The 23,128-nt window shown below is 65.9% G+C and carries 19 protein-coding genes; 4 read left to right on the plus strand and 15 right to left on the minus strand.

Annotated features, from left to right (window positions below; translation table 11 throughout):
- Nucleotides 1-7 precede the first annotated feature (7 nt).
- Both LFT44_RS20595 and LFT44_RS20600 read left to right on the plus strand, forming a co-directional pair.
- Nucleotides 8-1,171 carry a DegT/DnrJ/EryC1/StrS family aminotransferase gene (locus tag LFT44_RS20595; protein ID WP_236800361.1) on the plus strand — a complete coding sequence of 388 codons (1,164 nt, stop codon included), beginning with the start codon at nt 8-10 and terminating at the stop codon, nt 1,169-1,171.
- Nucleotides 1,168-1,815, plus strand: a complete 648-nt coding sequence (locus LFT44_RS20600; RefSeq protein ID WP_236800362.1) for a PglD-related sugar-binding protein — start codon at nt 1,168-1,170, stop codon at nt 1,813-1,815. Before LFT44_RS20595 ends, LFT44_RS20600 begins: the two co-directional genes overlap by 4 nt.
- 4 nt (nt 1,816-1,819) lie before the next feature.
- On the opposite strand, the gene LFT44_RS20605 is transcribed toward LFT44_RS20600, so the two are convergent.
- The 15 genes from LFT44_RS20605 to LFT44_RS20665 form a co-directional block, all read right to left on the minus strand.
- The gene (locus LFT44_RS20605) at nt 1,820-3,121 is read right to left on the minus strand and encodes a M18 family aminopeptidase (RefSeq protein WP_236800363.1); all 1,302 of its coding nucleotides are present in this window, start codon (nt 3,119-3,121) and stop codon (nt 1,820-1,822) included.
- A gap of 22 nt (nt 3,122-3,143) precedes the next feature.
- Nucleotides 3,144-4,550, minus strand: a complete 1,407-nt coding sequence (locus LFT44_RS20610) for an amino acid permease (RefSeq protein ID WP_236800364.1) — start codon at nt 4,548-4,550, stop codon at nt 3,144-3,146.
- A gap of 272 nt (nt 4,551-4,822) precedes the next feature.
- Nucleotides 4,823-5,716 carry an ABC transporter permease gene (locus tag LFT44_RS20615; protein WP_236800365.1) on the minus strand — a complete coding sequence of 298 codons (894 nt, stop codon included), beginning with the start codon at nt 5,714-5,716 and terminating at the stop codon, nt 4,823-4,825.
- Nucleotides 5,716-6,639: an ABC transporter ATP-binding protein gene (locus tag LFT44_RS20620; protein WP_236800366.1), complete on the minus strand. Its 924-nt coding sequence runs from the start codon at nt 6,637-6,639 to the stop codon at nt 5,716-5,718. Before LFT44_RS20620 ends, LFT44_RS20615 begins: the two co-directional genes overlap by 1 nt.
- Nucleotides 6,640-6,784: 145 nt before the next feature.
- Nucleotides 6,785-8,281, minus strand: a complete 1,497-nt coding sequence (locus LFT44_RS20625; RefSeq protein ID WP_236800367.1) for a bifunctional phosphatase PAP2/diacylglycerol kinase family protein — start codon at nt 8,279-8,281, stop codon at nt 6,785-6,787.
- Nucleotides 8,282-8,303: 22 nt separating this feature from the next.
- Nucleotides 8,304-9,557, minus strand: coding sequence for an MFS transporter (locus LFT44_RS20630; protein ID WP_236800368.1), 1,254 nt, complete (start codon nt 9,555-9,557; stop codon nt 8,304-8,306).
- A complete protein-coding gene (locus LFT44_RS20635; protein ID WP_236800369.1) occupies nt 9,554-10,327 on the minus strand; it encodes a DeoR/GlpR family DNA-binding transcription regulator in 774 nt (257 codons plus the stop codon). The genes LFT44_RS20630 and LFT44_RS20635 overlap by 4 nt, the downstream gene beginning before the upstream one ends.
- A 119-nt stretch (nt 10,328-10,446) precedes the next feature.
- Nucleotides 10,447-12,129: an ABC-F family ATP-binding cassette domain-containing protein gene (locus tag LFT44_RS20640; RefSeq protein WP_236800370.1), complete on the minus strand. Its 1,683-nt coding sequence runs from the start codon at nt 12,127-12,129 to the stop codon at nt 10,447-10,449.
- Nucleotides 12,130-12,154: 25 nt separating this feature from the next.
- A complete protein-coding gene (locus LFT44_RS20645; protein WP_236800371.1) occupies nt 12,155-14,143 on the minus strand; it encodes a penicillin-binding transpeptidase domain-containing protein in 1,989 nt (662 codons plus the stop codon).
- Between the two features lie 86 nt (nt 14,144-14,229).
- Nucleotides 14,230-15,672 carry a phytoene desaturase family protein gene (locus tag LFT44_RS20650; protein ID WP_236800372.1) on the minus strand — a complete coding sequence of 481 codons (1,443 nt, stop codon included), beginning with the start codon at nt 15,670-15,672 and terminating at the stop codon, nt 14,230-14,232.
- A gap of 11 nt (nt 15,673-15,683) precedes the next feature.
- Nucleotides 15,684-17,147, minus strand: a complete 1,464-nt coding sequence (locus LFT44_RS20655) for a glycosyltransferase family 87 protein (RefSeq protein ID WP_236800373.1) — start codon at nt 17,145-17,147, stop codon at nt 15,684-15,686.
- 64 nt (nt 17,148-17,211) lie between these two features.
- Nucleotides 17,212-17,340 carry a hypothetical protein gene (locus tag LFT44_RS22035; protein ID WP_272910815.1) on the minus strand — a complete coding sequence of 43 codons (129 nt, stop codon included), beginning with the start codon at nt 17,338-17,340 and terminating at the stop codon, nt 17,212-17,214.
- Between the two features lie 354 nt (nt 17,341-17,694).
- Complete coding sequence (locus LFT44_RS22040) at nt 17,695-17,829, minus strand: hypothetical protein (RefSeq protein WP_272910816.1); 135 nt, start codon at nt 17,827-17,829, stop codon at nt 17,695-17,697.
- 156 nt (nt 17,830-17,985) lie between these two features.
- On the minus strand, nt 17,986-18,570 hold the full coding sequence (locus tag LFT44_RS20660) for a histidine phosphatase family protein (RefSeq protein ID WP_236800374.1): 585 nt from the start codon (nt 18,568-18,570) through the stop codon (nt 17,986-17,988).
- Nucleotides 18,567-20,075 (minus strand): CCA tRNA nucleotidyltransferase, encoded by a 1,509-nt coding sequence (locus LFT44_RS20665; RefSeq protein WP_236800375.1) that lies wholly within the window; start codon nt 20,073-20,075, stop codon nt 18,567-18,569. The genes LFT44_RS20660 and LFT44_RS20665 overlap by 4 nt, the downstream gene beginning before the upstream one ends.
- A 160-nt stretch (nt 20,076-20,235) precedes the next feature.
- On the opposite strand from LFT44_RS20665, the gene LFT44_RS20670 reads away from it, so the two are divergent.
- Together LFT44_RS20670 and murJ are read left to right on the plus strand one after the other, a co-directional pair.
- Entirely contained in the window at nt 20,236-20,784 is a 549-nt protein-coding gene (locus LFT44_RS20670) for an NUDIX hydrolase (RefSeq protein WP_236800376.1), read from the plus strand.
- Between the two features lie 60 nt (nt 20,785-20,844).
- Nucleotides 20,845-22,977 (plus strand): murein biosynthesis integral membrane protein MurJ, encoded by a 2,133-nt coding sequence (murJ, locus tag LFT44_RS20675; protein ID WP_236800377.1) that lies wholly within the window; start codon nt 20,845-20,847, stop codon nt 22,975-22,977.
- Nucleotides 22,978-23,128 lie beyond the last annotated feature (151 nt).

Genomic DNA, 23,128 nt, shown 5'->3' on the forward strand with positions numbered 1-23,128 from the left:
GTGTCCCGTGGCTACTGAGTCAGTAGTTGCCAGGATAGAAGTCGTGAAGCCGTGGCTCGGGCAAGAGGAAGCCGATGCCTTGGCCGACGTGGTTCATTCCGGTTGCCTTACCCAAGGCAGGAAAGTCAGGGAATTTGAGGCTGCTTTCGCAGCCGCCCAGGGCGCCCGCTTTGCCGTCGCAACGTCGAGTTGCACCGCAGCCCTGCACCTCGCCTTGGTGGTGGCCGGTATCGGCCCGGGCGACGATGTGGTGGTTCCGTCCCTTTCCGTCGTAGCCACAGTGAACGCCGTCACCTACGTGGGTGCAAGGCCTGTGTTCTGTGACGTCGACCCTGCCACCGGGAACGTGACTGCAGAAACGATCCATGCCGCCCTGACCCTGGACACGCGCGCGGTGATCGTAGTGGACCAAGCCGGTGTGCCTGTGGATCTCGACCCTATTCGGGACCTTTGCAACCGCCACGAGATCACACTGATCGAGGATGCCGCCTGCGCGGTGGGGTCACTTTATAGAGGAAAGCCCGTTGGGACTGGATCAGACATTGCCGTGTGGTCATTTCATCCCGATCACATTCTCACTACTGGTGAGGGCGGCATGCTCACCACCCGCCGGGCGGACTGGGCCGCCCGCGCCCGGGCCCTGCGCGGGCATGCAAGCAACCTGACGCGGCCGAACACGGAGCAGTTCGTCCCTCCCCGGGAGGTGTGCCTGGAAGTGGGCTTCGATTACCAGATGACCGACCTGCAGGCAGCGATCGGGATCTGCCAGCTACGGCGGCTTCCGGCCATGGTGGAACGCCGGCGGTGGATTGCGGGCATTTATGCAGGCGCTTTGTCAGGCCTGGATGGCCTGCGGTTTGTAACTGATCCTCCCTATGGCACGACGAATTTCCAGTCCCTCTGGATGGAAGTCCTTCCGGCGTTCCCGGCGACGCGCGAATTATTGCTGGAACGGCTGGCAGAGGCCGGGGTGACTGCGCGGCGGGGAGCCTACGCTGCCCATCGGCAGCCCGCCTACAGATGGCGGGATACCGGCAACACGCGACTTCACAACACTGAACGGCTCAGTGAGCGGACTTTGGTCCTGCCGGTATTCCATGAACTGGATGCCACCAGCATCAACCGCGTCATCAACGCCATCCGGAAAACAGCATCCCCGGTGGGCACGTGAGCGAACTGATACTGGTTGCCGCAACTGGCCTCGCCCGCGAAGTCCTTGCGATGGTTCGCAGCAGCGGGCAGTACGACGTCGTCGGCCTGCTCGACGATGACAAGGAAATGGCGGGTGTGACAGTAGACGGCGCCCCCGTCCTGGGCAGCATTGGTGAAGCTCCGAACTACACACACGCCTTCTTGCTCGTGTGCGTGATGGCCAGCAAGGAACGTGAGGCCGTGGTGGCGCGGCTTGCATCGCTGGGAATCAACGACTCCAGGTACGCCACGGCGGTGGATCCCACCGTCCAGTTTCCCGAGGGGTGCCGGGTGGGGCGGGGCAGCATCTTGCTGCGGAATGTCACCCTCACTGCCGCTGTTACCTTGGGGTCGCACGTGGTGGCCATGCCAGCGGTGACGTTTTCGTACGACGACGACGTGTCCGACTTTGCCACGTTCGCCGCCGGCGTTTCGCTGGGCGGCGGAGTCAGGGTTGGCAGGGGCGCCTACCTGGGGTTGAATTCCAGCGTTCGGGACAGGACCTCAGTGGGAGACTACGCGACGATCGGAATGGGCGCCGCAGTCCTCAGCAACGTCCCTGACGGGGAAACGTGGGTGGGGGTACCCGCCCACGAGATTGATCACCGGGGATTCATCCGTTAGGAAACTACGCAGCCGTCCCGAAGAACAGCTCCGCCACCGTGGCCAGGCGCAGGGGGTCCTCAACCCCGCACAGCTCCCGTGCTGAGTGCATGGACAGCAGCGGCACGCCCACGTCCACAGTCCGGATGCCCAGCCGGGTGGCGGTGAGCGGGCCGATGGTGGAGCCGCAGGGCACCACGTTGTTGGACACGAACTCCTGGTAGGGCACGCCGGCTTCGCGGCACAGCCGTGCCCAGAAAGCGGCGCCGTACGCGTCCGTGGCGTAGCGCTGGTTGGCGTTGATCTTCAGGAGCGGACCGCCGTTCAGCACGGGATGGTTGGCGGGATCGTGCCGCTCCGGATAGTTCGGGTGCACCGCGTGCCCGGCGTCGGCTGAGAGGCAGAACGACGCCGCCAGGGCCTGCCGCCGCTGGCCCACCGTCGCGCCGAGGCCGTCAGAGATGCGCACCAGCACGTCTTCAAGGATGGGTCCGCACGCACCGGATCGGGAGTTGGAGCCGATTTCCTCGTGGTCGAACGCGGCCAGGACGGCAATGGGGCCGCCGGCATCCCCGGAGCCCGCGTGCGCAACCAGCGCCGCAAGCCCGGCGTGCGTGGCTGAAAGGTTGTCCAGCCGCCCTGATGCGAAGAACTCCCCCTTGCCGCCGAAAACCGCAGGCTCCTGCGTGTCCGCGATGACGACGTCGTACCCGCCGATCTGTCCCGGATCGACGGGGGAGCCGGCAACCGAACCTGCCAGCACGCCCAGCAGGTCCGAATCCGTAGGATTCCCCAGCCCCCACACCGGGTTCATATGCCGCTGCTTGTCCAGGGTGAGCCCCTCGTTCACGGCCCGGTCAAGGTGGATGGCCAGCTGCGGGAAGCGGAGCAGCGGGCCGGTGGCCGTGAGGTGCTCTGCGCCGTCGAGCATCACCAGCCGGCCCGCGAGCCGGAGCTCGCGGTCCAGCCAGGAATTCAGCAGCGGTCCGCCGTAGATTTCCACTCCGGCCTGGAGCCAGCCGTGGGCACCGGTGGTGGGCTTGGGCTTGAGCTTGAACGACGGCGAATCGGTGTGCGCCCCGAGGATGTTGAACCCCGTGGTTGGCCCCGCACCTTCGGGGACCACCCACGCGATCAGTGCGCCGTCCCTGATGATGAAGAACCGACCCGGCCCGCCCTCCCAGGGCTGCAGTTCATCCAGGCGGGTGAACCCGGCCTCCTCCAGCCGCCGGCCGCCCTCGTGCGCAGCATGGAAGCTCGACGGCGATGCGCTGACATAGGCGCCAAGGTCCTGGATGTGGTCTGCGGCAGAGGAAGGCAAAGGCATGGTCCCGAGTTTAGCGCCGCGCCTACTCCGCAGGTGCCGCTGCGGGTTCGACCTCCACGGCGTCCGGCTGGCCGGCGGCAGCGCCGTGCCGACGGTAACGGAGCACACCGACCGCCACGACCACGGCAGCCAGGGCCAGGGAGAGCAGCAGCGATTCCCGGGTGGACTCCACGATCACCATGCCGATGAGCAGGGCCACGATGCTGATGATCGCTGCCCAGGTGAGGTACGGGAACAGCCACATCTTCAGCTGCAGGTCCTTGGCCGCGGCGCCCATGCGGCGGCGGAGGACAAGCTGCGACGCCGAGATGACCAGCCATACGAACAGGGCAATGGCCCCCGAGGTGTTCACCAGGAAGAGGAACACGGTGTCCGGTGCGATGTAGTTCAGACCGACCGTGACGAACCCGACCACAGTGGAGGCAAGGACGGCAGCGGCGGGAACACCCCGGCGGGAGATGCGGGTCCATGAGCGCGGCGCGTCACCGCGGGTAGAGAGTGAGAACAGCATGCGGCTGGCGGTGTAAAGACCGGAGTTCAGGCAGGAAAGGACGGAAGTAAGAACTACGACGTCCATGATGGTTCCGGCGCCGGGGATGCCGAAGAGTTCGATGACCGCCACGTACGGGCTCTTGGCCACGGAGGCGGAGTTCCAGGGAAGCAGGGTGACCACCACGGCGATGGAGCCGATGTAGAAGACCAGGATGCGCCACACTGTGGATTTCACTGCCTTCTTGACGGCATCCACAGGGTTTTCGGATTCGCCGGCTGCGATGGTGGCGATCTCAGCGCCGAAAAAGGAGAAGACCACCACAAGGATGCCTGCCAGGACCGCACCCGGGCCATTGGGCATAAAGCCGCCGTTGTTGATCAGGTTGCTCAGCCCCGGTGCGGGGACGCCCGGAACGAGGCCCAGGATGGCGGCAGCGCCGAAGAGGAGGAACAGGACGATGGCAGCGACCTTGATGGACGCGAACCAGAACTCGAACTCACCGTAGGACTTCACGGAACCGAGGTTGGTCAGCGTCAGCAGCACCATGAGGACAAGGGCCCACACCCACTGGTCGATGCCCGGCACCCAGCGGTGCATGATGGCAGCGCCTGCGGTGGCTTCGATGCCCAGGACGATGATCCAGAACCAGGCGTAGAGCCAGCCGATGCTGAACCCTGCCCAGCGGCCCAGCGCCTTGTCGGCGTAGGTGGAGAACGAGCCTGTCTCGGGGTTGGCCGCGGCCATCTCGCCCAGCATGCGCATCACCAGGATGACCACCAGGCCGGCGGCCGCGTACGCCACGAGGATGCCTGGGCCGGCCTGCTGAATGGCTGCCCCCGAGCCGACGAAAAGTCCTGCACCAATCACGCCGGCGATGGCGATCATGGACAGGTGCCTGGGTTTCAGGGACTTTGAAAGTTGCTGGTCAGCATGCATGGAAGCGCCGTCCTGTTGGGAAATAGCATGGGTTGAGCGACGTGCCTTGGTGGACACCGGCGGACCGTGTGATGCACCACATCGTCGTTTCACCCTAGGTCCGCCATTATCCGCCCTGCTTTGTGCAGTTCAACAGATCTGCCCCCGGCGAACAGGACGGCCCTCCAAGCAGGAACCATCACGAGCAAGAAAAGTTTCCTCCCAGGCATATTTGTCATGTGCCGGAAACCACGTCGCTGCGGATGCATTGGCCGGAAGCAGGAGCCCGGAGGTCAGATGTCCCGGCGTTTGAGCAGCACGGCGGCCAGCAGGACGGGAACCACCACCCAGGCGCCCAGGACCAGTCCGGCCTGCCACGCCTCGAGGGTGTCCGGAACGTGCTGCACAGCCGTCAGCGGCTCAACGGTGTTGCCGGGCAGGTACTTCCGGGCTTCCTTGAAGAAGTCCCCGGGGATGAGCTGGAAGGCAAGAGGTGCCACGAAGAAGATGCCCACCAGGCTCATGATGCCACCGGCGGAGTTCCGCAGCAGCGTGCCCAGGGCCATGCCGATGGCGGCGACGGCGGCCACGTAGATGCTGTTGACCAGGAGGAGCTTCACCGACTGGGAGCTGGCCAGGTCGAGTTTCAGGCCGTAGTTGTCCAGGATGGGCACGGCAACCAGCCCGGCCACCCAGGTGGACACGGCGGTGACCACGAACGACGTCACCATCACCACCACCAGCTTGGCGGCAAATGCGGGGATCCGCTTGGGTACGGCTGCGAAGGTGGACCGGGCCATGCCCGTAGTGAACTCGGAACTCATCAGGAGCACACCCAGGGACCCGAGGATCAGTTGCGCGAAGGCGATACCGGAGGTGGGGGCGCTGATGGCAAGGTCTCCGCCCTGGGATGCCATCCTCGAGGCCGCCTGCGGATCACGGGTGGCGGCATTCGTGAACTGTCCTGTCCCCCACGCCGACAGCGCACCGAATCCCACCATGACCACCGCCGTGGAGGCGAGCAGGATCAGGGTGGAGAGCAAGCTGCGGAATTTGATGATCTCCGAGTTGAGGACCCGGAAGAAGGTGGGACCGGGAAGGGACCTTCCGGCGTTGCGGGAGGCTGGTCCGGCGGGGGACGGTGCCGGTTCGCGGGAGGACGTTGACTCAGTGGTTGTGGAACTCATTACTTGCTGACCTCCACAGTGGGCAGGGAGTGGTATTCGACGTCGTCCTTGGTCAGTTCCATGTATGCCTCCTCAAGGCTGGCAACAAGGGGGGTGAGTTCATAGACCATGACCTGGTTTTCCAGGGCGGTCGCGGCGATTGCTTTGGGTTCCAGACCCGTTACTTCGAGCAGTTCCCGCTCCGGCACGTCAACGGAGGCACCCCGCGCAGACAGCAGCTGATGGAGCCGGTCAGGTTGGTCGGTACGGACGCGGACCCGTGACTGGCCCTTGCCGGTGATGATGTCCTTGATGGGTGCGTCGGCAATCACCCGGCCGCGGCCAATGACTATCAGGTGGTCCGCAGTCTGCGCCATCTCGCTCATCAGGTGGCTCGAAAGAAACACTGTGCGCCCCTGCCCGGCCAGGTACCGCACCAGGTTCCGCACCCACACCACCCCCTCGGGGTCCAGGCCGTTGACCGGTTCGTCCAGGATGAGGGTCTGCGGGTCCCCCAGCAGGGCAGCGGCGATACCCAGCCGCTGGCCCATGCCCAGTGAAAAGCCGCCGGCCTTCTTGCGGGCCACGGCCTCCAGCCCGGTCATCTCGATCACCTCATGCACCCGCGTTTTGGGGATGCTGTGCGTGGCCGCCATGGCCAGCAGGTGGTTGTAGGCGCTGCGGCTGGTGTGCACCGCTTTGGCGTCGAGGAGGGCACCCACCTGCCGCAGTGGCGCCTTGTGCCGGACGTATGGCAGGCCGTTCACCGTGACAGATCCGGATGTGGGCCGGTCCAATCCCATGATCATGCGCATGGTGGTGGACTTTCCTGCCCCGTTGGGGCCCAGAAAGCCGGTGACTTGCCCTGCCTTAACGGTGAAACTGACACCGGCCACGGCGGTTTTGGCACCATAGACCTTGGTCAGCCCGTTTGCCTCGATCATGATTCATCCTTCGGACGGCAGCACGCGGCTGCGGACGGTTTTCGCTGGGTGTTCTTGCCCCACGCTACCGGGGTGCGGGCAGCGTTTCGCCTCGTATCAGGGATGATTCAGGGGAGAATCAGGGTCCTCCCCGCGCCCGCTCCCCTCAGGAGCGCGGTGAGTAGTACGTCAGCGCCTTCGGCCGGACCTTGTAGGCCACGCTTCGGACTCCGGCCAGGGCCTCTCCGTCCACGGCCAGCGCCATGGGGGCACCGTCGGCGTCGATCCTGACCCCCGTGGCCTCCCGGAGATGCGTGATCCGGGAGCTTGCCACGGTGCCCGTGAGCACGGACCAGAGCAGGCGCAGCCTTGCAAAGGACTCATCGGCGGTGATCAGCCGGACATCCAGCACACCGTCGTCCATGACGGGCCGGATCAGGGGCGCATGGTCGCGCGGGTAGTACCGGCCCCTCCCCAGGTAGGCAATCCACACTTTGTGCCGCTTCCCGTCCACGGTGAGAGTGGTGGGCGTACCCGCGGCGAAGGTCCGGAACATGGCAACGACGCCGGCCAGCGGTTTTCCGAGCGCGGGCTGCAGGTGCTCGCGCCGTCGGACAAAGTTCGGGTAGAGGCCGATGCTCGACGTGTTCAGCATTGCCACCTCGGATACCTCCGGGTTCCCGGCCAGGCCCCGCTCTGCGGTCACCACTCCGATGTCTGCGAGTGCGGCCTCACCGTTGTTTGCCGCCCGCACGGCATCCTTCAGGCTGCCCGTCCCCGCGTCCCGGGCAAAGTGGTTCAAGGTCCCACCGGGGAGGACCAGCAGGGGCAAAGAACGGTCGACGGCGGCAGCAGCCGCCGTGCCCACGGTCCCGTCTCCGCCCCACACACCCAGGGCGCGGGTACCAGGGTAATCAGCAGTAGCGGCGATCCGCTCCACCAGGTCCTCGTCAGGCTGCACGGTATTTATATGAGCTTTGGGAAATACTTCCTGCAAAGCCTCGGCGGTCTCTTCTTTGAAGGAGCCGCCAAGGGTGTTGACCACGATGCTGAGGCCTTCACCACCAGGCAGTTCGGGGGCACTGGTCCAAGCCCGGTTGGTCTGCGGGATGGGCGGGCGGACCGGCCACCAGTGGCGGGTCACCAAGGCAGCGCCGGCACCGAGGGCGGAGCCGAACAGAACATCGGAGGGCCAGTGCGCCCCAGTGTGCACCCTTGAATAGGCCACACCTAAGGCAGCCGGTGCCAATGCGGCGCCCAGGGCGGGGCGGACCAAACCCACTCCCACTGCGAACGCCACGGCGGATGCGGAATGGCCGGACGGCATGGAGGAACTGGTGGGCTGCGGATGCACGAAGCGGAAGACCGGCAGATGTTCAGGGAGCGGACGGGTCCGGGGGAGCAGCGTCTTGAACACCACGTTGGTCACCGCCGAGGCTACCCCCTGGGCAATCAGGCCATGCAGCGCAGCCCTCCTCGTCTTGCCCGGGAAGAGCGCCATGACAGCCGCCGTGCCAATCCAGAGTTTGCCTTGGTTGGCGGCAGCGGAAAGCCGCCGGAAGAAGACGTCGTGGTTACCGCCCGGCAGGTCTGAAACATGCCTCAAGAGGTATCTATCGAGCCGGCTGATCCAGGTCCGGCCCCGTGGCCTGCTGCTTTGCATGTGATCACCCTAACCCCAAGGGCTACTCGTGCTTGGAGGACTCCTGCACGCTGTCCTGATCGGTGTCCTGCGCGGCGGTCGCCTGCTCCACCTGTAAGGGCCTGGCCGCTCCGGCGAGCAGGAGGGCAACCAGGATGGGGGCCATGATCGCCAGCAGCGCCGTGTGGATCCCCGTCAGGTCCCCCAGATAGCCCAGCAGCGGCGGTCCAGCCAGGAACGAGATATACCCCAAAGTTGATACAACGGAGACGCGGGCGGCTGAGTGTTGCGGGTCGTCGGACGCGGCGGACATTCCCATCGGGAAGGCGAGGGCGGCGCCCACGCCCCACAGCGCGGCACCAATCCCCGCCAGCCAGATATTGGATGCCAGCACGAAGAGCCCCAGCCCTGCGGCGGCCGCTGCCATGCTGGCGCGCAGCACGGCGACGCGTCCGTACTTGTCAATGACACGGCCACCGAGGAATCGCATAGCGGTCATGGCCAGCACGAACAGGGCGAACATAAGGGCACCGGTGGACTCTGAGGTGGCAAGTCCGTCAACCGATGCCTTGGCAATCCAGTCGTTTCCGGCACCCTCCGTGAGCGTGGCGCCCAGGACCACTACGCCGATCAGCAGCGTCCTGCTGTCCCGCCAGGCGGACTGCCCCTTGGCAGGCTTCGGGGCCCCCTCCACGGTGGCTGTAACCAGGTGGGGGAGGAAATAGCGTGGGACCACCAGGGCCACCACAACCACCACGGCGGCGATCACCAGAAGATGCAGCGGAAGGTCCACGCCCAGGGTGGACAGCCCCGCGCCGACGAGGGCACCTATGAACGCGCCGCCGCTGAAGGCCGCGTGGAACTGCGGCATGATGGTCCGGCGGAGCTTGTGCTCCACGTCGGCCCCTTCAATATTCTGCGCCACGTCCCACAGCCCAATGCCGATGCCGAAGAAGAACAGGGACACCGCCGTTCCGGGAATGAAAACAGCCGAAAGCGACATCGCGATACCCACGCCTGCCGCCGCGGCCAGCAGGCCGGCAAAACGCACGGTGTTGGCCGTACCGATCCTGCCCACCACCAGTCCCGCGGTGGGCAGCGCAAGCAGCGAGCCGATGGCCGTGCACAGCAGCAGGGTGCCCATTTGGCCGGATGTGATCTGCAGCGTCTGGGTGACTGCGGGAATCCTGGCTGCCCAACTGGCAAAGACAAGCCCGTTGATGCCGAAGACCACAAACGTGGCCGCGGCGGCGGCTTTCAATCCTGCGTGCTGTTCCATGCCGGTGCTGGTGCTCATACGCTCACTACTTCCACAGAGTATTTTTCGAGTTCGGCCTTATCCTGCGCACTGAACTGCCTGTCGGTGACGATGATGTCCACGCGGTCCAGCCCGGCCACGAGCACCCGTGCGTGGGCCTGCCACTTTGCCGCTGAGGCGGCTACCACCACCCGTGCAGCTGATTCCAGGCCTGCTTTCTTGACTGCTGCATCTTCCAGGTCGTGGGCCAGCAGGCCGTCGTTGGGATGCACTGCGCAGGGGGTAACCACGGCGGTATCAAAGCGGAGGGACCGGATATTGGACTCGGCCAGGGGTCCACGGAAACAAAGTTCTCCGGGCACCACGCTCCCGCCCGGCAGCAACAGTGCAGGCCGGGAGCCTGCACTTCCCTCACCCGCAGTTGCCGCATTGAGGGCCTGCAGGGACATGGGCATCAGGGTCAGCGCCCTGCCTGACACGGCCCGCGCCACCTCCGTCGCCGTGCTTCCGCTGTCCAGCCAGACGTGTTCCCGTTCGGCCAGCAGGCCTGCCACCGCAGCCCCTATACGGGTCTTGGCATCCCGGTCCTCCAGCTCGCGCTGCCCGTAGCCGGGGTTCTGCCCCTGCCCGATCAGGCTCCTGGCACCGCCGTGGACCCTGCGGAGGACACCGTGGCCTGAGAGCACCTCAAGGTCGCGGCGGATGGTGGCGCCCGAGGCACCGCACGCCTGCATCAGCTGTTCGACGCTCGCTTCCGACTGCTGCCGAAGGATTTCGGCAATTGTGCGGTGCCGCTCATCGGTCTTCATGAGCAAATGCTAACAGTCTCTGATCACTTGGTCACTGCAAAAGAGCAACTCTGCAGTTGCTCTATCAGTTGCGGCTGCCAAACCACGAGTGAAACAGCGATATCTGATGGAGCAACCTCTCAGCGGACGCGGTCCACCCTTTGCTCATCCCACACGGGCTCGGCGGACTCGTAGACTTTTCCGTCGGATCCGAAAACCAGGAACCGGTCGAAGGTCCGGGCGAACCAGCGGTCGTGGGTGACAGCCAGGACGGTCCCCTCGAAGTGGTCAATGGCGCGTTCCAGGGCCTCGGCCGAATGCAGGTCCAGGTTGTCCGTGGGCTCGTCCAGCAGGAGCAGGGTGGCACCGCTGAGCTGCAGGAGCAGGATCTGGAACCGTGCCTGCTGGCCGCCGGAGAGGGACTCGTACTTCTGCTCCGACTGCCCCGCCAGGCCGTAGCCGTCCAGCGCGCCGGCGGCGGCCTCACGGCCCAGCCCGGAACGGTGCTCGTCGCCGCGGTGCAGGATCTCCAGCAGAGTCTTCCCCAGCAGGTCGGGCCGGACGTGCGTCTGTGCAAAGAAGCCGGGCCGGATACGCGCACCCAGCTTCACCGTCCCTTCATGCGGCACCTCAACGATCTGCACATCGGAAACCGGCAGGTGCTCCCGTTCGGGGTCAGTGCCACCGGTGGCCAGCAGCCGCAGGAAGTGGGACTTGCCGGAACCGTTGGAGCCCAGGACGCCCACGCGGTCACCGAACCATACTTCAGTGGAAAACGGCTTCATGAGGCCGGTCAGCTCCAGCCGCTCCGCCACGATGGCGCGCTTGGCGGTCCGCCCGCCCTTGAGCCGCATCTGGACGTTCTGCTCGATGGGCAGCGCCTCCGGCGGCCCAATTTCGAGGAACTTCGCCAGCCGGGTCTGGGCAGCGTGGTAGCGGTTGGCCATGTCTGAACGGAACGCGGCCTTGTTCTTGTACATGTTGACGAGTTCCTTGAGCTTGATGTGCTCCTCGTCCCAGCGTTTGCGCAGTTCCTCGAAGCGCGCGTTCCGGTCTGCGCGTGCCTCAACATAGGAGCCGAAGCCGCCGCCGTGGATCCAGGCCGCAGCCCCGTTGATGCCCGGCTCCAAGGTCACGATGCGTCCAGCAGCGTTATTCAACAGTTCGCGGTCGTGGCTGATGAAGAAGACCGTCTTCCTGGACTCGTTCAGTTTTTCCTCGAGCCAGCGCTTCCCGGGGACGTCCAGGTAGTTGTCCGGCTCGTCCAGGAGCAGGAGATCGTCCGGGCCGGCAAACAGCGCCTCCAGTACCAGCCGTTTCTGCTCACCACCGGAAAGGGTCGACGCCGGGCGGTGCTGCGCGCGGTCAAAGGGCAGTCCCAGCGCGGCCATACAGACCTCGTCCCAGACGGTTTCGACGTCGTAGCCGCCCGCGTCCCCCCAGTCCACGATGGCCTGGGCGTACCGCACCTGGGTGGGTTCGTCGTCGTGCTCCATCATGGCCAGCTCCGCCTCATCAACCTCGCGCGCAGCCGCCGCCAGCGCCGGGGGAGCGGCGGAGACCAGGAGGTCCCGGACTGTGGAACCGTCCCGCACCTGGCCCACGAACTGTCGCATGATGCCCATGGTCCCGGAACGGCCCACCACGCCCTCGTCCGGAACCAGGTCTCCCGCGATGATTCGGAACAGGGTGGTCTTGCCGGTGCCGTTGGGCCCGATCAGGGCGGTCTTGGTGCCGTCCGGGACCTTGAAGGTGACCCCGTTCAGGAGCTGGGTGCCGTCGGAGAGGAAGTAGTCGATGCCGGAAACGTCAATATGGGCCACACCGTCAATCCTCCCACGCCGCTCCCTAGCCGGCGGCGGTGAGGAACTGCTTCAGCAGCGGGCCGGAGGTGGTGGCACCCAGGCCGCCGTCCTCCACGAAGACGGCCACTGCCAGGTCGCCATGCACGGCCACGATCCACGCGTGGGTCTTCGGCGGGTTCTCGGTGCCGAATTCGGCGGTTCCCGTCTTGGCCCCCACCGGGGCACCGGGGACGCTGGAGAGGAATCCTGCGTGTCCGGAGGTGACGACGGCGCGCATCATGTCTGCGAGCGATGCCGCCTCCGCTGCAGTGATGGGCTTGTCCGAGGCCGTGGACGGCGCCTCGGCCGTGGCTGTGGCCGTCGGTTCTGCTGCCGGGGCGGTGGACCCTGCTGTCGTTCCGGCGGCGGGAGCACCGGCGTCGGCGTTGAGGACCAGCTGCGCCGAGACCGGGGCGCCCTTGGCGACGGACCCGGCCATGATTGCCGCCGCCAGCGGGGACAGCAGCACCTTTCCCTGTCCGATCATGGAGGCCGCGTGCTCGGTGCCCTGGGCCTGGCCGGGTACGGAACCCAGGAAGGCTTCAGCACCAAGCTTCGGCGCTTCCACCGCAACACCCATGGACGTGGCGGCGGCTTCAAGCTGGCCCTGTGACACCGAGTCCCGCTGCGAGATGAAGGCCGTGTTGCAGGAGTGTGCAAAGGCGTCCCGCAGCGTTACCGCGCCCAGGGAGGTCTCGGGGTAGCCCTCGGAGTTCTTGAACGTGCGGCCGTCCACCGTAAGGGTGGGAGTGCACTGGACGGTGGAATCGGGCGTCATCCCGTTGCGGAACATGGCGAGCGAGTCCACCATTTTGAAAATGGAGCCCGGCGCGTACTGTCCCAGCATGGCGGTGTTGTAGCCGTTGCTGCCCGGTCCGGATGCAGCTGCCAGGACTGCGCCGGTGGAGGGACGCAGGGCAACGATCGCCGACGCCGGTTTCACGCCCTCCAGGGTGCTTTCCGCCAGGGTCTGCAGCCGCGGATCGAGGGTGGTTTTCAGCGGGGTTCCGGGCTTGGGGTCCACTTGGAAGAGGACGCGGCGGGGGTCGGTGCCGGCGGACTGGATTTGTTCGCGGGTCAGGTCGGCCCGCTGTGCACGGATGACGACAGCGTCCGAGCCGCGGAGCTGTTCATCGTACTGCTGCTGGAGACCGCCGACGCCGGTCACGTCACCTGCCACAAGGGCACCGTTGGATGCCTCGATCTGCTCTGCGGATGCTTCACCCACCGACCCAAGAACGGCACGGGCGAACGTCCGGCTCGGCGCCAGCGGAATCGACGCCGGTATCCCCCGGGCACCCGGAATGGCCTGGATCTGCTGGTCGGAGATGGTCCGGCCTTCTTCCCGCAGGGTGATCGCGGAAACGAAGGCCTGTTCACCGGCAGCCTTGACCTGCTGTACGTAGGCGGCAGGATCCACTCCCACCAGTGCGGCCAGCTTGCCGGCGGAATCGGCCGGGTCCGCGCCACCGAGCTGGGGCTTGTCGATCCCCACGTTCACCACGGGACGGTAGGTGACCAGCGGGACGTCCCCGGCACCAAGGATGTCCGCGCGTTTGTGCGACTGGGAGCCCTTGGTCACGATCTCGCTGTCCGCCAGGCCGGGTGCCAGCATGGCCGGGTCCCAGACAGTGAGCCACTTGTCGCCGGACTTCTTGAAGTTTGCCGCGATGGTGTACTTCCACTCGGCGTCGCCAAACTTCCACGTGTAATTCAGTGGGGCGGATGCTTTGTCGCCGTCGAGCGTAAGCCCGCCTGCCTGGACCTGCGGCTTTTGCGGATCCAGGGCCGCGAAGACCTGGTGGAGCTGGTCGTTGGCTGCCGCAGCATCCTTGCCCTCAAAGGCCACAGATCCCACATCCAGCGCCGAGACCGCGCCGGCCAGTTGTTGCGCGGCGGCTTCCGCCCCGGACTTCCCGTCGTCGCAGGCCACCAGCGAGGTTCCGAGAATGAGCGCAGCTACGGCAAGCGAAAGTTTTGTTGATTTCCCCATCGCGCCATTATCCCCCGGGCCGGCCGCCTGCTGCGCAACTGTGTAAGCAGCGGACGGCCCAACCACGCGCCGGCCATGCCTGGAACCTAGGCGATGCCAAGGTCAGGGACCGGCAGCTTGAAGACATCCTTGAGGGCCTGCCTTGCCGCATGCATGCCCGGCATGCCTGTCACCCCCGGCCCCGGTGGGGTTGACGACGAGCAGAGGTAGACGCCCAGCAGCGGCGTCCGCCACGGGACGGGGGATATCACAGGCTTCTGGATAAGCCCCCGGACGTCCATGACGCCGGCACTGAAGTCGCCCCCGATGTAGTTGCGGTTGTACTCGGCCAGCTCCGCAGCGGTGATGACATGTGATTCCACCACCAGGTCGCGGAAGCCCGGAGCGAACCGTTCCAGCTGGGCCACAATTTGGTTGGTCATGTCCTTTGTGGAGCCCGAGGGAACATGGCAGTAGGTCCAGAGGGTGTGCCTGCCGGCGGGTGCCCGGCTCGGGTCGAAACGGGAGGGTTGGGCCACGAGCACGTAGGGCCGTTCAGGGTGGCGTCCTGCGCTGACCTCATTTTCCGAACGCGCCAGTTCGGCCCGTGTGCCGCCCACGTGGACGGTACCGGATTCGGAAAGTCCGTCGGCCTGCCATGGCACCGGCCCGGACAGGATGAAATCCACCTTGCAGGAGCCGTTGCCGTAGCGGAAGCGGTCCAGTGCCCGCCGGAAGTGGCCCGGAAGTGATTCCCCTGCCATGTCCAGGAGTCCGCGCGGCGCCACATCCAGCAGGGTGGCCCGGGCCGCCGGAAGCTGCTCGAGCCGGTCTATCGGTGTTCCGGTGTGAATCACGCCGCCATGGGCGCGGATGTCATCAGCCAGTGCTGCCGCGATTGATGCCGAGCCGCCGCGGGGGATGGGCCATCCGCCCGCATGCCCCAGGGCGCCCAGCATGAGCCCGGCCCCGGACGCGGCCAGGGACGGCAGGTGTGAGATGGCGTGGGCCGCCACCCCGCTGAGCAGGGCCGGGGCAAGTTCTTCCCGGAACCGGAGGTTCCACAGGCCGGTTCCCTGTTCCAGGGTCCGCAGCCCGTAGATGCCGGCCACGAGCGGGTTCCGGGGGATCCGGAGGAGCTGGTTCTGGGTGAAGTCCATGACGTCAGCGACATGGCGGACCAGCGGTTCCATCAGCCGCCGGTACGCCGGGCCGTCCTGCCCCAGGGCTTCCGCGGTCTTGTCCAGGGACTTGTAGGCCAATGCAGCACGGCCACCCTCCAGCGGGGACCCGAAGGAGACGTCCGGGGTTATCAGGTCAACCCTCCGGGACAGCTCGAAGGCGCGGAAAAAGGGGGATGCAACGGCCATGGGATGCACCGCGGAGCAGACGTCATGGAGGTGGCCGGGCTGCATCAACTCGGTGGTCCGCGTGCCGCCGCCGATCGTCGATGCTGCCTCGAAGACCTCCACCGACAGCCCGGCACGTGCCATGACCGCTGCCGCCGAGAGCCCATTGGGCCCGGAACCTACTACCGCAACATCAACCATGGGACCTTCTTTCAAAGTGAGGGTGAAGCTTTGGAAGGGAGGGGCGAAGCGGCGCGGCGCCGGATGCGCCAGCGGAACCGGTCCGGTGCGTCCGCGAAGGGCCCGCCGTGCGGGTCATCGAGGTGGTGCCTTCGGATGGGGTCGTATGCGGGGTTGTAGATGTCCCAGGTGACGCGCGCCATGAGGTACGCCACCGCGGCCATGTGCGCGGCAACGGCGAGGACGTAGTACGGCATGTCCAGGTTGTGTTGCGAGGAACCTGCGCTGGTCACCTGTCCAAGGTACATCCAGATCGCGGCCCAATGCAGGGCTTCGATGCCCTGCCACACCAGGAAGTCGCGCCAGCGCGGCCGGGCCAGGGCCAGGAGCGGGATCAACCACACCACGTATTGCGGCGAATAGACCTTGCTGGTGAGGATGAAGGCCCCGACGATCAGGAATGCCAGCTGGGCCAGGCGGGGACGGCGGGGCGCGGTCAGGGCAACGGCGGCAATCCCGGCACAGGCCAGCACAAAGAACCCGGCAGACAGGATGCTGACGCCTTCGGCGCCCAGACCGGACCAGCCCAGCCTGCCCGCCACCAGGTTGTAGGCGAACCATGCCGAGCTGTAGCCGGCGCCCCGGTCGGCACTGTACTGGAAGAAATAGGCCCAGCCGGAAGGGTTCATCAGCGCGAACGGCAGATTAACCAGCACCCACGTGGCCGCTGCACTGGCGCCGGTTACCAGCAACGGTCGCCACCTGCCCGACCGGACGGCGAGCAGCAGGATGGCTCCGAGTACCAGCACCGGATACAGCTTGGTGGCGGTGGCCAGCCCGATCAGCACCCCTGCAAGGACAAGCCGCTTCCGGGCAAAGAGGTACATGCCCATGGCAAGCAGGCAGGCGGCCCAAAGATCCCAGTTGATGGTGCCGGCCAGCACGATCCCCGGGGCCACGGCCACCATGGCCGCGTCCCAGGGCCGCCTGCCTGGCATGCGGGCAACCACCACCACGGTGACCATGGCCACTGCCGCCAGCAGCACGGCGTTGATGTCGAAGTAGGCAAGGGCCATGGTTTTGGGGTCTCCGCCCGGCACCAACCAGGCCGTAACCCCTGCGATGAGTCCTATGAGCACCGGGTATTCGAACTGGCTGCCGCTGCCCAGGATGGGGAACATCCCCGCTGCCATGCCGCGGTTCCGGAACAGCTCCGGGAAGTCCGAGTAGCAGGTGGCGTAGAACTGTGTGGGCGTCTCCCAGCCGTTGGCCCTGCAGTATCCCTTCAACAGGATTCCCACCAAGGCTGCCAGCGCCGTGAGGACAATCAGCACCCGTTCAACGGTGAAGATGCCGGGGGAGACCACACCGGGCGCTGTCCTGGTCCCCAGCGGGCCACCGAGCACCTCCGTGAAATTCCGCAACACGTCATCACTGCGGCTGGGCACCACGATGCGGGGCCGTCGTTCATCCTCCGGCGGCTGGGTCTCGTGCATGGCATCGAGCTTACCGCCGGCCCCGTCCCAGGAGATCAGTGTCCGGCAGGATCGGGGCCGGCCGTCAGCGCAGGCCGCCCAGCTGCTGGTGCATGAGCACAAAAACATCGTTCCGGTGCTGCTCCAGCAGGGCGCTGTTGAAGGAACTGCGGCGCTGCAGGGGGCGGGACAGGAGTCCCATGATCATTCGCATCAAGGGAACCACCTCCTTTCGTTGATCATTAGGTGCAAAAGGGCACGGCGAATTAGCGCTGTTTTTGTGCGCGGGAAAGTGCAGTAAAAAGGGTGCATAAATTCCACCAGGGAATTAATCGGAATCGCACAAGAAAGCGCAATTCCAGGGGTGCCTGACTATGGCGAAGCTGAAGTGAGACCACAAAGCCGGATGCAAAATTCTCCGAGCAGGGACTATTCGAAGAAAGAGCCGGGGGCTATGCCAAAAGCTTTTCCGGGAAGTCAGCGAAGAAGCGCAGCATTCCGGGCAGGCCGAGAGCCAGGGCCGAAGCCTTGGAAGGAGTCCTGGCGGGTGAGCGGATGCAGGTGCCGGTTAGCGGCGCCGCAGCAAGCCCGCGAGGGCGGCTGGGCGGCGGGAACCGGAGTAGACCGGAGCTACGCGTGCGTCATCAGCAAAGGCCGGGAACGCATTGATGGGGGCATTCCATTCGCCAGTCAAAGTCATCATTATCCCAACCTCCTTTTCTGCTGTCCGCTGCGTGGGTTGCGTTGCGGTCTGGGACCCGGGCAGATCACCGTGGGGTCAGGAATAAAGTTACCCCAGGAATCAGCGAAAGGCCAGCAATTCCCGTAAAAAGGTAAGAAGTTTATTCAAAAAGAAGATTTAGAGGCCCCAGCGCACAATAGCGGGCGTCTTTTTATCCCATCCCAGGGTGCAGACCTTGGCGGTGCCCAGGACAAAGTGCCGGCCTTCCGTGGGTGGCAATTCCAGCCAACGGGCGGTGAGGATCCGGGAGAAATGGCCGTGTGCCACGATCAGCACGTTGTCCATCCCGGATTCCAGGATCCGTCCAATGATCTTGTCCGCCCGCGCGGCCACCTCGTCCAGCGTTTCACCGTTGGGCACGCCGTGTGTCCAGATCAGGTAATCGGGGTTGTCCTTGCGGATCAGGTCCGAGCTGATGCCCTCGTAGTCGCCGTAGTTCCATTCCACGGCGAGCGGCTCGTGCCGGGCGTCAGGGAATCCGGCCAGTTCGGCCGTCCGCCGTGCGCGCCGCAGCGGAGAGGTGAGCACCAGGTCGAAGTCGACGCCGTCCAGCACCTTGCGGGCCTCCACGGCCTGCTGCTCGCCTTCCACTGTCAGGGGAAGGTCGGTCAGGCCCGTGTACTGCCCGCTCTTTGACCATTCGGTCTCACCGTGGCGAAGGATCCAGAGCTGGGGGCGCGGGGCAAAGGCGGAATTAGTCACTTGGGCTCCTCAACGGGTGAACGTTCGACGACGGCGGAAGAGGCTTCTGCCCCCGGTCCGGCAGGTGCAGATTCAGGCTGTTCGGCCCACCAGCGGAGCAGGCGCGCCTCCGCTTCCTCGGTGGGCAGCGGTCCGTGTTCCATCCGCTCGTTGAGGAGGAACTTGTAGGCGCGGCCCACCACGGGGCCCGGCTTGAGCCCCAGCAGCGCCATGATCGCGGCTCCGTCCAGGTCTGGGCGCACCGCATCCAGGGACTCCTGTTCGCGGAGTGCGGCGATCCGTTCTTCCAGATCGTCGTAGGCAAAGGACAGCCGGTCGGCCTTGCGCTGGTTGCGGGTGGTGACGTCGGAGCGGGTCAGCCGGTGCAGCCGCTCCAGCAGCGGACCGGCATCGGTCACGTAGCGCCGGACGGCCGAGTCGCTCCAGCCGGCGTCGCCGTAGCCATAGAAGCGCATGTGAAGTTCCACCAGCCGTGCCACGGCCTTGGTGGTGTCATTGTCGAACCGCAGCGCCTTCATCCTCTTGGTGGTGAGCTTGGCACCCACCATGTCGTGGTGGCGGAAGCTCACCGCTCCGCCCGGTTCGAAGCGTCGCGTAGCCGGCTTGCCGACGTCGTGCATTAATGCAGCAAAGCGCAGCACGAAGTCCGGCCCGGGCACGGGGCCCTCCGCATCGGTTTCAAGCCGGGCCGCCTGCTCCAGGACCTGGAGGGAATGCTGGTAGACGTCCTTGTGCCGGTGGTGCTCGTCGGATTCGAGGCGGAGGGCGGAAACCTCCGGCAACACGTGCTCGGCCAACCCGGTGTCCACCAGCAGGTCGATGCCTGTCCGCGGCCGCGCCCCACACACCATCTTGACCAGCTCGTCGCGCACCCGTTCGGCGGAAATGATCTTGATCCGGTCCGCCATGTTGGCCATGGCCTCACGGACGTCGTCCCGGACGGAGACCCCCAGCTGCGCGGCGAACCGGGCGGCCCGCATCATCCGCAGAGGGTCATCGGAGAAGGACGCCTCCGGAGAACCGGGCGTGGCCAGCAGGGAAGCGTGCAGGTCGCGTACGCCACCGAAGGGATCCACCAATTCCATGGAAGGCAGCTTCAGCGCCATGGCATTGATGGTGAAGTCGCGGCGCAGCAGATCATCCGTCAGGGAGGAACCGAACGCCACCACGGGCTTGCGGGACTCGGGATCGTAGGCCTCCGCACGATAGGTGGTGATCTCGATCTGGAAACCGGCCTTGCGCATGCCGATGGTGCCGAAGGCCTTGCCGATCTCCCAGAAATTGTCAGCCCATTTCTTGATCAGGGCTACGGTCTGGTCGGGTGTGGCGTCGGTGGTGAAGTCCAGATCGGGGGAGGTCCGGCCAAGGAACAGATCACGCACGGGACCACCCACAAGGGACAACTCGTGGCCGGCGTCCACGAAGCGCTGCCCGAGCTCCAGGACCACCGGATCCACCTTGAAGTCGACGGTGTGGGTATCAATCTTGTGATGTGCGTGCGACATAGTTCCTTAAGCTTGGCAGAAACCAGCGCGGCGGCAGTCCAAAAAAGCGTCACGATCCGCGCTGATTCGCCTTCCCCGCCAAAAAGTACGTCATATCCCGTCCATCTTCGTGTCATGTTCCGGTCATCACAGGAGGGCAACAGTCGTTAGAGTGGACTCCATGGCCCATCCAGTACCGAGCGCTCCAGGCAGGAGGACAAACGCACCGTTGCCGTCGGCAATCGGGGCGCACGTTGCCCCTGCCCAGCAATCGGCGCCGGCGTCCTTGCCCACGGTGGAGGAAGTCTCCGCCGGCGGCGTCGTGGTGGACACGTCCGACGCCGAACTGAGGGTGGCGATCATCGCCCGCCTTAACCGGGGTGGCCGGCTCGAGTGGTGCCTGCCCAAGGGCCATCCGGAGGGCAAGGAAAACAACGAAGAGGCCGCGGTCCGGGAAATTGCCGAGGAAACCGGCATCGAGGGCATCATCCTGGCCCCCCTGGGCAGCATCGACTATTGGTTCACCGTCAGCGGACACCGGGTGCACAAGACCGTGCACCACTACCTCCTGCGCGCCACCGGCGGCGAGCTCACCATCGAGAACGATCCGGACCAGGAAGCCGTGGACGTCGCCTGGGTGCCCATCCAGGAACTGGCCCGGAAGCTGTCCTTTCCCAACGAACGCCGCATCGCCGACCTCGCCCGCGAAGTCCTGCCGGGACACCTCTAAGCCCGGACGCCGCCGTCGTCATTGCGGTGTTAAGTGCCTGCGGGTGAGACGATGAAGTCGATGTCAGCTACCAACTTTCCTTCCGACCGGTCCGGCCGGCCCGATGATTCGGCACCCGACGGCGTGCCCCCCGAGCCAGCTGCGCCGGACATCGACCAGCCCGCAGCAGCGGGAGCCAGCGAGACGCGTTCCAGCGCCATCATGGCTGCGGGCACGCTGGTGTCGCGTTTCCTGGGCTTCGGCAAGACCTGGATGCTGGGAACAGCCCTGGGCCTTGGCTCAACGGTCAATGACACGTTCATCAACGCCAACAACCTGCCCAACCTGATTTTCCTGCTGGTGGCCGGCGGCGTGTTCAATGCGGTGCTGGTTCCGCAGATCATCAAGGCGAGCAAGGCTCCGGACAGGGGAGCGGATTACATCAGCCGGCTGCTGACGCTGGCTGTCCTGCTCCTGTTCGGCCTGACGGCACTGGTCACCCTGGCGGCCCCGGGGGTCATTGAGCTGACCACCCAGGGCTACTCGCCGCAGCAGAAGGCACTGGCGGTCGCGTTCGCCTTCTGGTGCCTGCCGCAGATCTTCTTTTATGGCCTCTACGCCCTGCTCACCCAGGTCCTGAACGCCAATGGCGCGTTCGGACCTGCCATGTGGGCGCCTATCCTGAACAACCTGGTGTCGATCGCAGGGTTGGGCATGTTCATTTGGATCTTCGGCACGAACAAGGTCAGCCCCCACACCCTGGACAACTGGGGGCCCACCCAGACGCTCCTGGTGGCCGGGTTCTCCACTATCGGCGTGCTGTCCCAGACCGCCATCCTGCTGGTTCCAGTTTTCCGGTTGAAGCTGGGTCTCCGTCCCCGGTTCGGGTGGCGGGGCGTGGGACTGGGCCACGCTGCCCGGCTGAGCGTCTGGACCCTCCTGACGGCCGCCGTCGGGCAGCTCGCCTTCCTGTACGTCATGCGCATCGCCACCATCCCCGGCGCCGAACGCATCCGGCTGCAGGAGGCGGGGGACCCGTCCGCCTCCACCCTTCCCGGCAATGCCGTGCTCGAGGTTGCCAGCCAGCTGTACCTGCTGCCGCACTCAATCATCGCGCTGTCCCTGGCCACTGTCCTCTTTAACCGGATGACCAGGGCGTCGCAGGACGGCAACCGCGCGGAACTGCGCGACGCCCTCTCGCACGGCCTGCGGACTATGGCCGTGGCCACTGTTTTCGGTGCCCTGGCACTGTTCGCCCTGGCCGGTCCGCTGGGCATGTTTTTCTCCGGCGGCCTGCGCCAGGACGGCGTCATGCTGGCCCAGACGCTCACCATCCTGGCCCTCAGCACGCCGTTCATGAGCGCCAACTTCATGATGTCCCGCGTCTTCTACGCCAACGAGGACGCCCGCACGCCTTTCTACGTGCAGCTGCTTCTCGCAGTCGTGTACGTGGCCGGTGCGTTCGTCATCCAGTTCCTGCCGGTGGGACAGATCATCTATGCCATTGCCGTCCTGTACATGGTGGGCAACATCCTCTCGGTGGTCATCAGCGCGTTCTTCCTGCGGCGCATGCTGGGCAGCCTCGACGGGCCGCGGATTGCCAACTCGTACATCCGGATGGGGTACGCAGCCCTGGGTTCGGCCATTGCCGGCGCCGGCGCCCTGTGGCTGATGGGCAGCTACAACCCGGACGGTTTCGCGTGGAGCGGGCGCCTCCAAGCGCTGGTGACGGTAGCCATCGCAGGGCCGGTCATGCTGGCCGTCTACTTCCTGCTGCTGCGGCTGTTCCGCGTCTCGGAGCTGAGCGACATGCTCCGGCCCCTGCTGGGACGGCTTGGCCGCGGCGGCCAGGCCCCTGCGCCGGAAGCCGGGGACGCGCCGTCGTCCGCTCCTGCCGCAGGTTCCTCCGGGCACCGTCCTGAACGGGCCACCACCTCCGTGGACACCGGCCTCATCCCCCGGATCTCCGGCGAGTTCGATGCCGTCTCCTTCCGTGCGGGCCCCGATCCGGAGCGGGGTTCCCGCCGCCAGGAAACGTACGACGGCGGCAGCCAGCAAGGTGCCGAGGGCGGCTACCTGCCGGTCGAGGACCAGCCAAGCACGGCTCGGGGCGGCCTGCTCAGCGAACGGATCCCGCTCCCCGGCCGCCGGACCTACCAGGGGAAAGCCGGCGAAAACCCGTATTTCAGCAGCCGGCGCAAGCGCAAAAAGTAACGCGAATGTGCCCCGGAGCCCGTCTTCTCCGCGGCCGTCCGGGGCGGATCGGCTAGGATCGAACAGGTACAGGGGTAGTTGCATTCAGGGTTGGCCGTGCGCGGCGCCTGAACGGCGGTTGCGTCATAGAGGCCGGCAATCCCGGACAGTC

It is taken from the genome of Arthrobacter sp. FW306-05-C (genome assembly GCF_021801725.1).
Classification (GTDB): Bacteria; Actinomycetota; Actinomycetes; order Actinomycetales; family Micrococcaceae; genus Arthrobacter.

Excerpts from the sequence above, each read along its gene's own strand:
- LFT44_RS20605 (WP_236800363.1), bottom strand. The coding sequence starts at position 3,121 with ATGCCTTTGCCTTCCTCTGCCGCAGACCACATCCAGGACCTTGGCGCC.
- LFT44_RS20610 (WP_236800364.1), bottom strand. The coding sequence starts at position 4,550 with ATGCATGCTGACCAGCAACTTTCAAAGTCCCTGAAACCCAGGCACCTG.
- LFT44_RS20615 (WP_236800365.1), bottom strand. The coding sequence starts at position 5,716 with ATGAGTTCCACAACCACTGAGTCAACGTCCTCCCGCGAACCGGCACCG.
- LFT44_RS20620 (WP_236800366.1), bottom strand. The coding sequence starts at position 6,639 with ATGATCGAGGCAAACGGGCTGACCAAGGTCTATGGTGCCAAAACCGCC.
- LFT44_RS20625 (WP_236800367.1), bottom strand. The coding sequence starts at position 8,281 with ATGCAAAGCAGCAGGCCACGGGGCCGGACCTGGATCAGCCGGCTCGAT.
- LFT44_RS20630 (WP_236800368.1), bottom strand. The coding sequence starts at position 9,557 with ATGAGCACCAGCACCGGCATGGAACAGCACGCAGGATTGAAAGCCGCC.
- LFT44_RS20635 (WP_236800369.1), bottom strand. The coding sequence starts at position 10,327 with ATGAAGACCGATGAGCGGCACCGCACAATTGCCGAAATCCTTCGGCAG.
- LFT44_RS20645 (WP_236800371.1), bottom strand. The coding sequence starts at position 14,143 with ATGGGGAAATCAACAAAACTTTCGCTTGCCGTAGCTGCGCTCATTCTC.
- LFT44_RS20650 (WP_236800372.1), bottom strand. The coding sequence starts at position 15,672 with ATGGTTGATGTTGCGGTAGTAGGTTCCGGGCCCAATGGGCTCTCGGCG.
- LFT44_RS20655 (WP_236800373.1), bottom strand. The coding sequence starts at position 17,147 with ATGCACGAGACCCAGCCGCCGGAGGATGAACGACGGCCCCGCATCGTG.
- LFT44_RS22035 (WP_272910815.1), bottom strand. The coding sequence starts at position 17,340 with ATGCGAATGATCATGGGACTCCTGTCCCGCCCCCTGCAGCGCCGCAGT.
- LFT44_RS22040 (WP_272910816.1), bottom strand. The coding sequence starts at position 17,829 with ATGATGACTTTGACTGGCGAATGGAATGCCCCCATCAATGCGTTCCCG.
- LFT44_RS20665 (WP_236800375.1), bottom strand. The coding sequence starts at position 20,075 with ATGTCGCACGCACATCACAAGATTGATACCCACACCGTCGACTTCAAG.
- LFT44_RS20670 (WP_236800376.1), top strand. The coding sequence starts at position 20,236 with ATGGCCCATCCAGTACCGAGCGCTCCAGGCAGGAGGACAAACGCACCG.
- murJ (WP_236800377.1), top strand. The coding sequence starts at position 20,845 with ATGTCAGCTACCAACTTTCCTTCCGACCGGTCCGGCCGGCCCGATGAT.